The sequence below is a fragment of the Lysinibacillus sp. RU7 genome, assembly GCF_057837305.1.
In genome coordinates this window covers 14,799-28,915 of the sequence record NZ_JBYQFK010000026.1, presented here as the reverse complement: position 1 = coordinate 28,915, position 14,117 = coordinate 14,799, and the positions used below count along the sequence as shown (strand labels likewise).

Annotated in this window: 14 protein-coding genes; 2 read left to right on the top strand and 12 right to left on the bottom strand. The window is 40.5% G+C overall.

All coding sequences use genetic code 11. The features are described 5' to 3' along the window. Window positions 1-71 precede the first annotated feature (71 nt). The 5 genes from AC3II9_RS16950 to AC3II9_RS16930 form a co-directional block, all read right to left on the bottom strand. A complete protein-coding gene (locus AC3II9_RS16950; RefSeq protein ID WP_489157329.1) occupies window positions 72-701 on the bottom strand; it encodes a GIY-YIG nuclease family protein in 630 nt (209 codons plus the stop codon). Window positions 702-877: 176 nt separating this feature from the next. Continuing rightward, window positions 878-1,267, bottom strand: a complete 390-nt coding sequence (locus AC3II9_RS16945) for a hypothetical protein (RefSeq protein WP_489157327.1) — start codon at window positions 1,265-1,267, stop codon at window positions 878-880. A gap of 3 nt (window positions 1,268-1,270) precedes the next feature. After that, the gene (locus AC3II9_RS16940) at window positions 1,271-1,552 is read right to left on the bottom strand and encodes a helix-turn-helix transcriptional regulator (RefSeq protein WP_489157385.1); all 282 of its coding nucleotides are present in this window, start codon (window positions 1,550-1,552) and stop codon (window positions 1,271-1,273) included. 974 nt (window positions 1,553-2,526) lie between these two features. Next, window positions 2,527-3,435 carry an EamA family transporter RarD gene (gene rarD, locus AC3II9_RS16935; protein ID WP_489157325.1) on the bottom strand — a complete coding sequence of 303 codons (909 nt, stop codon included), beginning with the start codon at window positions 3,433-3,435 and terminating at the stop codon, window positions 2,527-2,529. Between the two features lie 145 nt (window positions 3,436-3,580). Continuing rightward, on the bottom strand, window positions 3,581-4,576 hold the full coding sequence (locus AC3II9_RS16930) for an MBL fold metallo-hydrolase (RefSeq protein ID WP_489157323.1): 996 nt from the start codon (window positions 4,574-4,576) through the stop codon (window positions 3,581-3,583). An 85-nt stretch (window positions 4,577-4,661) separates the two neighbouring features. Here AC3II9_RS16930 and AC3II9_RS16925 point away from each other — a divergent pair, with 85 nt between their 5' ends. Further along, window positions 4,662-6,185 carry an amidohydrolase gene (locus tag AC3II9_RS16925; RefSeq protein WP_489157321.1) on the top strand — a complete coding sequence of 508 codons (1,524 nt, stop codon included), beginning with the start codon at window positions 4,662-4,664 and terminating at the stop codon, window positions 6,183-6,185. Window positions 6,186-6,269: 84 nt separating this feature from the next. Next, complete coding sequence (locus AC3II9_RS16920; protein WP_489157319.1) at window positions 6,270-7,034, top strand: IclR family transcriptional regulator; 765 nt, start codon at window positions 6,270-6,272, stop codon at window positions 7,032-7,034. Window positions 7,035-7,036: 2 nt separating this feature from the next. Here AC3II9_RS16920 and AC3II9_RS16915 read toward each other — a convergent pair whose 3' ends face one another. The 7 genes from AC3II9_RS16915 to AC3II9_RS16885 all read right to left on the bottom strand — a co-directional run bounded on the left by AC3II9_RS16915 (window position 7,037) and on the right by AC3II9_RS16885 (window position 14,115). Then, window positions 7,037-7,765: an enoyl-CoA hydratase/isomerase family protein gene (locus AC3II9_RS16915; RefSeq protein ID WP_489157317.1), complete on the bottom strand. Its 729-nt coding sequence runs from the start codon at window positions 7,763-7,765 to the stop codon at window positions 7,037-7,039. Between the two features lie 11 nt (window positions 7,766-7,776). Next, a complete protein-coding gene (locus tag AC3II9_RS16910) occupies window positions 7,777-8,556 on the bottom strand; it encodes an enoyl-CoA hydratase/isomerase family protein (protein ID WP_489157315.1) in 780 nt (259 codons plus the stop codon). Continuing rightward, window positions 8,553-10,220 (bottom strand): CaiB/BaiF CoA transferase family protein, encoded by a 1,668-nt coding sequence (locus AC3II9_RS16905; RefSeq protein WP_489157314.1) that lies wholly within the window; start codon window positions 10,218-10,220, stop codon window positions 8,553-8,555. Before AC3II9_RS16905 ends, AC3II9_RS16910 begins: the two co-directional genes overlap by 4 nt. 17 nt (window positions 10,221-10,237) lie before the next feature. Further along, complete coding sequence (locus tag AC3II9_RS16900; RefSeq protein WP_391369591.1) at window positions 10,238-10,381, bottom strand: hypothetical protein; 144 nt, start codon at window positions 10,379-10,381, stop codon at window positions 10,238-10,240. Between the two features lie 149 nt (window positions 10,382-10,530). Beyond that, complete coding sequence (locus tag AC3II9_RS16895; RefSeq protein WP_489157313.1) at window positions 10,531-11,745, bottom strand: CaiB/BaiF CoA transferase family protein; 1,215 nt, start codon at window positions 11,743-11,745, stop codon at window positions 10,531-10,533. Between the two features lie 15 nt (window positions 11,746-11,760). Then, entirely contained in the window at window positions 11,761-12,933 is a 1,173-nt protein-coding gene (locus tag AC3II9_RS16890) for a CaiB/BaiF CoA transferase family protein (protein WP_489157311.1), read from the bottom strand. Between the two features lie 12 nt (window positions 12,934-12,945). Further along, the gene (locus AC3II9_RS16885; protein WP_489157310.1) at window positions 12,946-14,115 is read right to left on the bottom strand and encodes an acyl-CoA dehydrogenase family protein; all 1,170 of its coding nucleotides are present in this window, start codon (window positions 14,113-14,115) and stop codon (window positions 12,946-12,948) included. Between the last annotated feature and the right edge of the window lie 2 nt (window positions 14,116-14,117).

Below are 14,117 nucleotides of genomic sequence, written 5' to 3'. Positions count from 1 at the left end.
ACTTTAGCTGTAGGTACGTTCAAGAACACATTTGGCATGGTACCTCTCCACCTAGATTGTTCGACAATTTGCTACGAACGCAAAAATCCGCTTACTTCCTTGCCCGCTCGTAAATTCCAAGTCGGTTCAAAGCGTCGGATAATCGCGTTTTTAAGTTGATTCATTTCTTTTGTATCTTTCATCGGACAAATAGAAAAGTGAATTTTCCCCTTGTCAAAAGCCTCTGTTAACCGGGCATTAATATGACAATGCGTAGCCGTCCCATCACGATAACAGCCTTTCGCTGAAATATTGCCAATATGCTGGTTAAACCGTTCTTTGAAAGCCCTTGCACATACACCTGAAAAAACGAGCTCATTATTTACAATAATATTGTAAACACCATTTTTTTGTAAAAGCTCGTCATTCCCTTTTACAACAAAGCGTGAAAAAGGCAAATCCCCATAATTATTTAAAAACTGCTTGTAATACGGATTCCCCATGAATTTTAGCTCAAGTAATGCTTCCCCAGCTGGTCGATCGAGTAACCAGTCACATTTTTTTCCTGCCTCGAGCTTTAAATGTTCATACTTCTTTTGCTCCAACAATTGCTTCAATGTCATTTTGTCGAACTTTGCGAATGTGTTTTCAATCCCCATCTCCAACACATCTAGCCCGACTTTATGAAAATCAAAGCGTTTATCCCCTATTGTTACGTACATCCAAATTACCCCCTTTTGCTTGTACAATTGGATGTATTCGACATAATTAGAGAAATTCCTTCAAAAAAAGAAAATAAGTTGCCCATCTGATGATGCAGCAACTTATTTCGGGTAATCGAAAAGTAGTGTGGACAGCCCCACAGTATTTATCATATAAATCCTAATATTTTATATATTTACTGATACTTTTTAGCAACCAAAAATTCAACAAAAGGTAATGTTATCATCGCTAAACCCAATATTCCTAATAGAAAGACATTAATTGTACCATTTATGAAGTTATCGGCTGTCACAGCTACCAAAATAAACAATAATAGAATGAAGTAACTGATTTTCGAGCTTTTTTCCGTAATTCGTTGTCCTAGCTCTTCTTCCTGTAATATACCGTCTTTTTCTTTCTTATTTCCCCATGTCATTGCGGAGAAAAACATCATCAATAATATGCCCATCCCCACAACTTCATTGAATCCAACTTCTTTTCCTGTGAAAATTTTAAAAATTGAATAGCTTATCACAATTAAAGTAGCAGTTCCAAATATAATTGCACCTATTTTTCGAGTATTCATCTTCTATCTCTCCTCATTCAAAAATAAATTTTCAACTTTAACACCTAAAGTCTCCGCAAGATCAAAAGCTAATTGTAAACTTGGGTCATATTTATTATTTTCAATTGCATTAATAGTTTGCCTACTTACATTACATAAATCAGCTAACTGACCTTGTGAAATACCTTTCTTTTCTCGGTATTCTTTTATTCTATTTTGCATATGAACAGCACCTTCAAATTCAAATTGATGTAAAACATGTTTTACATCATCGTTATAAAATAAGACAAATAGGCTGTCAAATATATTTTACATCCCATTCACCTTTTTAATATGCTATTTTCTACAATAAAAAAATTTTTTATGGAATATGAAGAAGTATTCACTTTTACTGTAAATTTTCACTATTTTTTATTGGTTCAATATCAAAATATGTCCTTGGTTAAAAATGTAAAATTCTAAAGCACATGGAGTGAAGGGTGGCGACTCCAGCGGGAAAAGCGAGAAAGTCGAGACCCCGCAGGAGCGAAGCATGAGCGACGAGGAGGCTCGACCTCGCCCGCGGAAAGCGTCCACCCGTAACGGAATGTGCGGTTACAGTGATGAGCCAAAATATTAGTAAATGTTATACAGAATTTTTTCTGAAATGATAACTAAAAAAGTTCATTTTAATTTTCCAACAGAGCTGTTTGATTTTTAAAATCAACCTATACATGAAGAGCGAATCAGCCCATTTTGCTTGTATTTTAGCTAAAAACGGCATGTTTTGATGCAAAAAAGACCATACCATAACTCGCTACTGTGATAAAAAAGAGAGAAATCTATTACAAAGAACGCTGGAGCAGAGGGAGAATAAAGGGCGGTTTAGAATAAAAAATGAACAAAATGACGCGGTTTTCGCAAAAAATGTGTTATTATCTAGAATGATTAATATATGTCTTTATGTAGTGCTAATGGATTCAAAACAATAAAATCCTGTAGATCGTCATAAGAAAAGATGATGTTGTACAATTTTTCACTAAAAAAATTAGACATCAATTTAAAAAAACGACCAAATTGCAATTGGTCGTTTTTGATATACAACTTAATCATAAATAAGTGCCATTTAGGTAAATAGACCCTTTTTGACACTTATTTAAAATTAAGTTGTATGTGGATTTCGCTAAGTGACACAATCAGGACATTAAAATAATCGCTTTCAAATAAGTAGCGCCCCCTTTTTCCAAGCACTCTTGAACAAGAAAGAGCCAATCCATCAACAAACCTGTTTTTCTACTATGTTATTTTAAGGATAGCGCATGACGCTTTCTCGCTTCATGGATAGAAGAGTAAGAGAAAATCATAATCGCTGTCCAAATACAACTAAAGGCAAAAAGCTCTACGTGTGTAAATGGCTCTTTATATAAAAATACACCTAGTAAAAAGGTAATTGTCGGTGAAACATATTGAATAAAGCCCATTAAATAAAGCGGAATTTTTTGCGCGCCTTTCGCAAATAAAATGAGTGGAATCGCTGTAATAATACCGCTAATCATCATCAAAATATCCGTTTGCCAACTTACATGTAAAAATTGCATCGCGTCATTACTATATAAATATACATAATACATGAGTGCAAGTGGCAAAATGAATAGTGTTTCAATCGCAAGACCCCGTGTCGCTTCCAACACAATACGCTTCTTTAATACACCATACGTCGCAAATGACAACGCAAGTAATAACGATACCCATGGTACTTGACCGTAATTCACCGTCATTACAAGCACGCCTAACAATGCAACACTTAACGCAGCGATTGTCGCACGTGATAGCCTTTCTTTAAAAATAAGCATACCAAACAACACTGAAATAATCGGGTTAATATAATACCCCATGGAAGACTCTAAAACCCGATCATGTGTCACGGCCCAAATATAAATATACCAGTTAATCGATATAAAAAAGGAAGCGGCCATCAAGGAAAAAAATTGCGGTTTATGTTGCCATAAATAGTGTAAATCTTCTACTAACTGTTTTCGCTTCCCTATCAATAAAATAAATAACGTCGTAAATACAAACGACCAAATGATACGTCCAAGTAATATTTCGATGCTGTTCACATGCTCAAGTAACTTCCAAAACAGCGGAAATACGCCCCAAATGGCATAGGATAAGAACGCAAATAGCATGCCTTTATGTTGCTCTGTCATAAATAAAACTCCCCTATATGTAAAGTAATCACATTATAGAGGTCAGCTTATAAAAAGTAAACGTACTTTTTTCGTGTTTAGAAATAATATGTGAATCTAGTTGAAATTTTTCATCAATAGAGCAAATTAACAAAAGCATCCTGTTTTAATCTTTTATCGGATAGCCTAAATAAGGAATAACGGACTCCTGATCTGTCATTTCGGTTCTATAAAAATAATAACTTGGTCCTTTGCGCTGTTGCTTTACATAACCGCGCCCCATCAAATAATGCACGTACGTAACAACTTGAATAAGAGATGCTCCGCGCAACTTCGGAGGCTTATGTGCATATACTTGATCGGTAATATCGCTTACGGTCGCTCCTTCTACAGGAATAGCATTTAAAATTTGCTGACATTTATCTATATAATGCAACATTAATTGTGACACGCGTTCATGAAAATTTTTAATCGCTGGTCCATGCCCTGGTAAAGCATGATGCATTTTTAGCTGACGTAACTGTTTGAATGTCTCTAAATATACGCCAAGCGGATTTTGTAAGCGGGTAGAAGGCATCACAATCGGATTAATAATTTCTAACAAATGATCCCCTAAAAATAACACGCCTGCTTCTTTTTCGTAAAAACAATAATGGTCGGGCGCATGACCTGGTGTCCAAAGTGGCTGTAATGTAAATGTGTCTCCTTCAATCACTTGATGCTCAGAAAACACGACGTCTACATGCACTTGAAAAGGCTCAGAACGGTTATACACCGCTGACTCATCGCTATCTACCTTCATCTCATAAACACCCATAAACGATAAGTTATCATCTTCATACAGACCTTTTTCAAACCGCGCTCGCCTTCTCGTTAATTCCTCGTAGCTTCGCTCAGACATCCAAATGGTTGCGTTATACTCATCCTGAAACCATCTCGCCAGCCCAAAATGGTCAATATGTAGATGTGTAATGAGCACACGGTTTATACGGCGTTGACCTATTACCTTTCGCCATATCTCCTTCGCCTCGTCTGATTCATCACCCGTATCAATAATTGTGAGACCAGATGGCTCCTCAATGACATAACTGTTCATGCTACGTAAATCATAAGGAATAGGCAATGTGACAAGTTGCCAATTTAATATTTTTTGATTTTGCATAGTGAGCACCTCATTTATTATTCAATTATTCTGTCTTTTTGTGATAAGATAGTGGCACTTTCTAAAGAAGGAGGGAACCTATCTTATGTTACAAAAAGTCGATACACTTATTTATAATGCCATCATCTTAACGCAATCCATGTCTATGCCGGTTGCGTCAAGCATGGCCATTCATAATGGAAAAATTATTGCTGTATTTCAGCACGAAGACCACTCCCCCTATCAAGCGAAAAATAAGATTAATGCAAAACAACATGTAATCATACCAGGCTTGATTGATGCCCACTGTCACTTACAAGCGATGATTAGTGAGCAGTTTAGTATTCACCTACCAAAATCATTACAAACAAAAGAAGCTCTTTTAGCATATATCCGTGAGCAAATTGCTTCCATTCCTGCTGGTGAGTGGGTGCGTATTACTGGTTATCATCCTTTTCATTTTAACCATATAGAGACACTGACGATGAACGTATTAGATGAAATCTCTACCAATCATCCGATTCGTGTACGTTACGTGACACGCCATACTTCAGCGTTAAATAGTCGAGGCTGGCACCATTTTCAACAAGCACTTCAGCAGCATTCACAAGACGGCATTCATATAGAGTTGGATGCATGTGGACAACCAACAGGTATCATTCACGGAGCAGATGCTTTACTAAATGAATGCGTCCTGCCTAAAATTGCCAAAGAACAGTGGCTAGCAGGCATGCAAGCTTTACAGTCGAAGCTTCTATCTGTCGGTATTACGACGATATGTGATGCGTCACCTACGACTTCATCACCCCAACTTGCATTATGGGAAAAAGCGGCACAGCATTTCTGGAAAATTCCAGTCCAATGGATGACGAATGCTACTCACTTTGATGAACTACCTAATGCTTTATACCATGTACCGATATTTAAACGCGGCGCTTTAAAAATTGTGCTAGAAACAATGCCTGAAATTTATCCGACAAAAGAATCGATTGTGCAAATGATCCAGCAAGCTTTCCTAGCTAATAGCCCGGTTGCCATTCATGTCGTAACGCCTGAAATGGTGTGGCATGCACTCGATGCTTTACAAACGGTACGCGCACAACTACCTGAAGTAAATGGCGTTTGTCGCTTTGAACACCTTAGCCTATGTCCGGAAGCTTTTTTCGACATGATCCAAGAGCAAAAAATCCAAGTTGTGACGAATCCACCGTTTATATACACTCACGGAGATCGGTACCTACAGCAAGTAGACGAAGATGAACATCTTTGGCTGTATCCAGTGCACTCTTTACTGCAAAAAGGCATCACGGTCGCAGCTGGTGCTGATTCACCTGTCGCCCCCATCTCGCCATGGCTCGGTATATATGCCGCCTGTACAAGAAAAACGCAGAATGGTGCTCATGTAAATAGTGATGAGGCTGTTTCAAGAGAAGATGCGCTTCACCTTTATACGACCAATGCTGCCCTTGTTATGGGCGAGCAGCACCAAATAGGACAGCTGGCACCCGGCTTTGATGCTAATTTTGTCGTTCTTTCACATCATCCAATGCACTGCTCTCTTGCTCAGCTTCAACATATGCATGTATTAGAAACATGGATTCATGGTGAGCGAGTTTATCATTCATCATAACAATTGTTGTGTTTTAATCTATTTATATATATAATTTGAAATTAATTCCTATATTCGCAATACAAACTAGAAGAGGTGCACGTTATGGAACATTCAAAAACTGTCCATCGTTTAAGTACGGTAGATAATGCGATTTCTTTACTGACATTATTCTTAAAATATCAATCACTAGGACTAGTCGATATTGAGCGCGAGTTACAAATTAGTAAAACCGCGGCATTTCGACTAGCGGCTACATTAACGGATCGTGGGATGTTATTAAAAAATAACGAAAGTAAAACCTATGAGCCAGGACCTATTCTTTTCCAAATCGTGAACCGATTCCAAGCACCGGATATTGTCTCAATCGCCCGTCCATACATGGAGGAATTAGCGGCGATTACAAAGGAATCTGTTTACTTATCAATCCGTTCAGGTAATAAATTTATCTTTTTATCGGGTATTGAAAGTGAGCAGGGTTTAAAGGTCACTGCTCCATTAGGTGAAGAGTACGACCTATACTACGGTGCTGTTGGTAAATTACATATGTCGTATATGTCACCTAAAGACTTACAAACTTATTTTAATCGCACCGCCTATATCCAACATACCGAAACAACGCTTCATATAGAACGTCTGAAACAACAGCTCTCCACGATCAAGCAGGATGGCTATGCTTGGAGCATTGGTGAACGGGCAGATGGTATGCTTGGTGTCGCCGCGCCGATTTGGGGTAAAGGTGACGAGCCGGTCGCTGCACTGACGATTCTCTTGCCTCTTTCTCGTTTCAAAAATGACAACAAAGAACAAATGGAAGCACTACTGAAACAATATACAGCGAAAATTTCACAAGACTTTCTTGAAAAGTAGAGCTAGCCATTCCATATAAAACGTTGCTTATAATTTTCCTTTACGAGGGTTTGTTCAAAAGCAAGCCCTTGCTCTAAAGATCGATCGAGCCCAAAAGAAATTAAACGTTTAATTTGCTGTGCCGCTTTAGGATAGGCTGTGACACGCTTCATAAAACGGAGCACCTCATCAAATAAATGTGCTTCTTCAAAAATGTCTGTTATAATTTGACGCGCTTTCGCTTCCTCTGCAGACAAATAATACCCTTTCATTGCAAAATCTATTGCCCACCCGTGACGCATTAAACGAGGCAAGCTTTGGGTTCCACCTGCTGCTGGTAACATCCCAAGGGCACATTCTGGCAAAGAAATTTTTGTTTTTGGTGCAGCAAATCGAAAATCACAAATCATCGCCATCTCGATGCCTGAGCCAACTGCAAAACCATGTAAAATAGCAGCGATTGGTTTTGGACAACGACGGAACTCCTCCCAAATATCATGCTGAATACGAATTTTACGTTTTTCAATGACGGAAGGTACTGTACCAAACTCCTTTAAGTCGGCGCCCGCACAAAATCCTTTTCCATTCCCTCGTAAAATAATGCCATCTATTGTAGGGTCCAACTGTACAGCAACGATTTGCTCATACAAGGCATCACGCATCGCCACGCTAACAGCATTTAATTTTTCAGGATCATTTAGTGTAATGATTGCTATATTTTCTTCTCTTTCTAATAATACGATTCGTTCCATCTCATCTCCTCCTACTCCCCAATGAAATGTGGCTTCCGCTTTTGTAAAAAGGCCTCGACCCCTTCCATCCGGTCACGTGTCGTTTGTAACAATAAATACACATCTAACTCTAGACGTAATCCTTGATCAAATGGGAGCTCGCTGCCGCGATACAAGCATTCCTTCGTATATTGTAAAGATAAAATAGACAGTTCACTTAAGCGCTGTGCCTCTTCACACGCTTGATCCCACAGTTCCTCACGTGTTGTTTTTGTCGTTGCCAAGCCTAGTGCCATCGCATCCTCCGCTGTTACAGTAGATTGCCCAAGTAAGATAGCCATCGCTGCACCTTTGCCAATTATTCTCGGTAACCGCTGTGTAATGCCCCCTGCTGGCACTAACCCGTGTGCCAATTCAGGAACTGCAAATTGCACATCATCTGCAATGATTCGAATATCTGCAATGCAAACAAAGCTAAACGCAAGTGATGTACATTGCCCATGAATCGCCATAATAATTGGATACGGTAGCTTTGCCCATTGCTCAATGGCTTCTGTAGCAAGTGCGACTGTTTGATACTGTTCTGGTACGTCCCCATCATGAATGGTAGGTAAGCTACTACCAATGGAAAACTCCTTTGCACTCGAACCAACTACTACTACTTTCACATCGATTGCATCGCGCAAATAAATCGCAATGTCTCGTAATTCTTGAATAAAAGGCGCACGCCACTCATTTTGCGTGACGTGATCTGTCAACTGTACATAGGCAATTCCTGCTCGTTGCGTAATGTTAAAAAATTGATACTTCATGTGCATTCCCTCATTTCATCGCGGTATTTTGCTTTATAAAAAGCGGTATGTTCATCAAAATAAGGCGCTCGTTCTATTCGGATTGCATAGTCATCTCTTTGCCACCAATTTGGCTTTTCTTCTATTAAATGGTACTCATCTTCACATAATGCTTTGACACATGATGTATTCACTATATACTCGTAAGGAACCCACGCTAACATCGTGGCGACCTCATATTGTGAGACATCAATCGTATAAGCAGCTTTCGTTGTCATTTGCTCATATAAGGCAAGAACAATTGAGAACGCCCCCACAATCCCGGCCATCATATCACTGATCGAAAACAGTGGTAAAACAGGGGTCATACGGTCCACTGTTTGCGCTACAATCCCCCCCATCGCCTCTAGTGTTGAGCCATACCCAACATAATCTCGATAAGGACCTGTTTGACCAAATGCTGATAACGATGCATTAATAATGGATGGATTATGTAGCTGTAGTACATCATCTGTCAAACCAAAATTCTCCATTACACGCGGGCTAAAATTATTCACGACGATGTGGCTGTCTTTAATAAGCTTCAATAGCAACTCTTTATCTTTCTCTTCATACAAATCTAAAACGATGGATTTTTTGTTGCGATTTAGCTCTTCAAAAAAGGGCGTTGTACCAGACTGCCCGCGAATCCCATCCGGTCGATGTGGTGCCTCGATTTTAATGACCGTAGCACCTAAATCCGCAAATAATCTTGTACAATACGGTCCAGCCCACATGGCAGTCAAATCCACAATTCGTAGCTCCTGAAAATTTGTAAAAGAAAAGGGCTGCTTTGTTGCCAGCCCTTTCGACATGATCCATGGAGAACGAATCATGTAATGTTGTTCAATAAAACCTCGACTTTTATGATGAGGACATTCCGCAATTTCCTGATGTGATTGCACACTTGCAAATGGCAAACGAAATGTCTGTCCAAGTACCATCAGCTCTTGGCGTAATTGCCTTGCGCTCCATTTCCTTAATGCCTCTTCGACATTCCTTTTTTGTAGCCTTCGTTCTGACTGTGTCGTACAATGTGGCAAATCAATTTCTGCCCAACGTGTTAAAAATGCCCACTGTTCATCACTCGGTGCACCAATGAACATATGACCGTCTAAAGCCGGCGCGATCATCATCGGTACAATTCCTTGCTCCTCTGAAGTAAACAAGCGACCTTTTACGGCACTCGTTAAAATTTCTGCTACATGGACCGTCACTGTAGATCCACGTCTTCCTTCAAGTAGCTGACATACTACGAGAAAGGCAATATGCGCGGCCACTAACATAGAAGCAGGATAACCACCAATCGTTTGTGATTCGTTCCCTCTCCCATTTAGCCAGCCTGCTTTTGCTTGCAGTTCACGCTCTTCACCGGTTTGAAACGGTTGAAAGTCAATGTATATTGTCAACGCTGTCCCAAAATACGGTGATAGCCACACCGTATGATCAATTAATACGATATCCCAATCATGAGTTGAGGAGATCGATGGTACGAGCACTTTCTCTGCGTCACAAAAGAAAGGATGGGGAGTCCATCGCTTTTCAACGTAAGCTCCTTGCTGCCGTAATAATTCCGCAGCATAACTCGTTGCAAGTGTTGTTGAAATTTCTAGTACTCTACAGCCTTGAAGTGTTTGCTGCTTCATTATACGACCTCCTTTACTTAGTCTGCTGTTGGTAATGCAACTGGTTTTTTCACCTGCATATTTTCATTGCAACATTGCACAGTACCATCACCAGATTTAATGCACATTACTTCACTGCCACATTTCAAACATTCTAAGCGTTTGCCTAATTGATTAGTCATGGCATATCACTCCTTACTTTTTCTCACTAAGTACTTGCCCGCAGCATGTGAATTTTCCTTCTCCGATCTTCATGATAATGAATTCACTTTGACATTTCGGGCATGTAAACTTTGTACCGATTTTAATCGTCATTTACGATTCCTCCCTTTTAGCTAAGCATTTTATCGCCGATAATTTGCTTTTCTAGTAGGCTATTGTATTCTTCGTTAGAAAGTTGCAATAGTTCCTTAAATACATATTCATTATCTTGCCCTAGCGTTGGTGCCGGTGCTTGATGCAAAATGCGCTCATTGTTCCACTTTATAGGCCAGGATGGATACAAATGTGTCCCTACGTATTCACGTGTCACCTCTTGATACACATTTTTCAAAAATGGATCTTGCTCCATTTCGTGCACCTCCAATACAGGTCCTGCTGGCACACTCGCCTCCTGCAAACGTGAAGCAACCGCATAATGCGTATGTTGCGCTGTCCATGTTGAAATGATCGCATCTAGCTCATCATGTGCCGCAATGCGTCCTGCCACCGTCTTGAAACGTTCATCCTCTAACAGTGACTGCTGATTCATCACTTCGCATAAGCTTTGCCATTCTTCATCCGTCGTAACTGAAATCGCTACCCAGCTATCTTTCCCTTGTGTACGATAAACACCTTGCGGGGCAATCCCTGGGTGGCGATTGCCTACACGCCCCCAGTTTTCACCATTCAGTATAAAGTCAGCAATTGGCGCACCCATATAATTCAAGCAACCTTCATTTTGTGCAAGCTCAATTTCCTGTCCTTCACCTGTTTGATCGCGATGCTCGAGTGCAATTAATAAGGCAGCTGCGGCATGGAAGCCTGCAATGACATCTGCTACACCGAGTACAGTCATCGGTTTTCCGTCCTGATAGCCGTTCAATTGTGCGATACCTGACAGCATTTCAAATGTATAAGCAAATCCAGGTTGATTACGATAAGGTCCTGTTTTCCCGTAAGCTGGCATCGATAGCATAATTAAGTCCTTCTTATACTGCGATAGCACATCATACGTTAAATGAAAGTTCTCCATCACACGTGGTGTAAAATTTTCAATGACAATATCACATTTTTCTACGAGCTTTTTGAAATACGTTTTTCCCTCTTCATCATTTAAATTAAGTGTGGCCCCTAATTTATTATGATTTGCTGCGTTAAATTGTGGCCCAAGCTCCCACCAATTTTCCCCTGGGGATGTTAACATAAAACGGAAGCCATCCGGCGATTGAATCGATTCCAGCTTAATGATTTCAGCGCCAAGTGCACCGAGATAAGACGTACACATTGGCCCAGACCACCACATCGTCAAATCTAAAATTCGTATTCCTTTTAACGGTTGATTCACAATGTTTCACCCTTTCTAGGTTTGTGTACTTTTATCATAAAGTGCTTTTAATGTGATTTCGTTATGCTCACCAAGTGTTGGTGCACTCGTACGAATCGACCAAGGCGTTTCCGCCATCCGGAATGGTGCACCAGGCTGTGTTATTTTACCGAGCTCTGGATGTGTGACCTCAACGAAAAATTGGCGCTCTACGTACTGATCTAACGAAAGCAACTCTTCAAATGTCGGTACAAGTGTGACAGGTACACGCCATTCATTGCCGAGCGCTAGTACCTCCTCCGTCGTATGCTCCATTAAAAACGCATCGAGACGTTCTTGGAAAATGTCCTTATGAATTAAACGCTGTGGTAACGTTGTAAATCGCTCATCATCTACCCACTCATACGCGCCAATCATAAAGCAGAAACTTTGCCAATGCTGACCTGTTAGAACACTAATACCTACATGACCATCCTTACATTTCTCAATGCCTGGCAGCATAATATATCGTGCCACATGCTTAAATGGACTTGTCGGATAAGAGTTTTGAACGGTTGGATAGGAACGCTGTAATAAGCCTGTTGCCGTAATAGAAATATCTAAATGGGCGCCTATACCTGATACACGCGCACCGCGTAATGCGGCAAGGGTAGAAGATGCTGCAAATGTACCCGTTACATACTCCAACATACGTAATTGCCCTGCTGCACGTACTGGCTCAAGGTGTGGATCACCGACTGAAGATAAGAACCCACTCATCGCCTGCGCCACAATTTCCGTTGCCTTATAATGGGCAAATTCCCCTTCTTGACCAAAATTCGTAATCGACACCATGACAAGCTTTGGATTAATCGCTTTTAATGTATCGTAATCTAATCCAAGGCGCTTCATCACACCTGGTGCAAAATTTTCAACAAGAACATCGACCTCTTTGACTAATCGTTTCACTATATCGATACCTTGCACTGATTTTAAATCGAGCGTGACACTTTGCTTATTATTATTTAAATAAGCAAATAAGCCGCTCGCATTTACATTTTGTTCATTATTTTTAAAGGGGCCTTCCGAACGTGAAGGGTCACCGGTGCCAGGGCGTTCTACTTTAATGACTTCAGCGCCGTAGTCTGCCAAGATTTTTGTACAATACGGGCCTGCAATATGCCAAGATAAGTCCAGTACTTTTACATGTGATAACGCTAATTTTGTCATCTATTCCCCCCCTTACATACTCGTTACTTTGGACGGTTCTTCTGGCTTTGTCGCCAACCACTGACCTAGGTTTTGCAGATGCATTTCCGGTGTACCAAATTCTAATTGTTGCCCTTTGAAGCGACGGAAACAAAACTGTAATGGATAATCATAATCGATGCCCATCCCGCCGTGTAATTGGTGTGCACCTGTTACTACTTTTTGTCCTTCTTGACTGAGCCAAGCCTTTGCAATCGCTACCTCTTTTTTCGCATCTTTGCCCTCTACTAATCTAGAAAAGGCATGAAAGGCTGCTAAGCGACCACCTTCAACGATTGTGAACATATCAGCTAGACGATGTTGCACCGATTGGAACGAGCCAATGGGTACGTTGAATTGGTGACGCTCCTTCACATAATCGGCTGTAATATCGACCGTTCGACTAAGTACACCTGTCATTTCAATACATTTCAATGCTGTTGCAAATGTCAGCATGTCGCTTGCCACATCGAATCCATCTCCCACGTTGCCGACTATTTGTGCAGCGGATACTTTCACTTCATGGAAGCGTACTTCACATAAACCGTCTGCACTAATCGTTGGAATCTCCTTCACTTCTATTCCTTGTGTAGCTGTATTAACAAGGAACACCGTCAGCCCTTCCTTCGTACCAATCGCTTTTTGATCTGTACGGGCGATAACAAATAATTTATCCACTGACTTGGCAAAAGGAACGAATAGCTTCGTACCATTTAATACGTAGTGATCTCCAGTAGATGATGCACCTAGAGACAGGTGCTCTAACTTATAATGTGCTTGTGGTTCTGCAATTGCATAACTTGCCTTTGATGTACCGTCTGCAAATGCTGGTAGCAAGTTTGATTTTTGCGTATCTGTGCCGTATGTTACTAGCGGCCTCACACCACTCACAATCGTCGATAAAAATGGGCCCTGGAACAAGGACCAGCCCGCTTCCTCTATGACAAGTGCTAAGTCTAAAAACTCTCCACCGAATCCACCATATTGCTCAGGCACAACAAGCCCTACAAAACCTAGCTCTACAAGTTCTTGATATAGCTTTTCTGAATAATGATGTGGGTTCCCCTCAAATGCACGTAATTCCTCTAGTCCACACTTCTCTTTAAAAAACTTACGTGCTGTTTGCTTAAATTCTTTTTGTATATCATTTAAATGAAAATCCATTG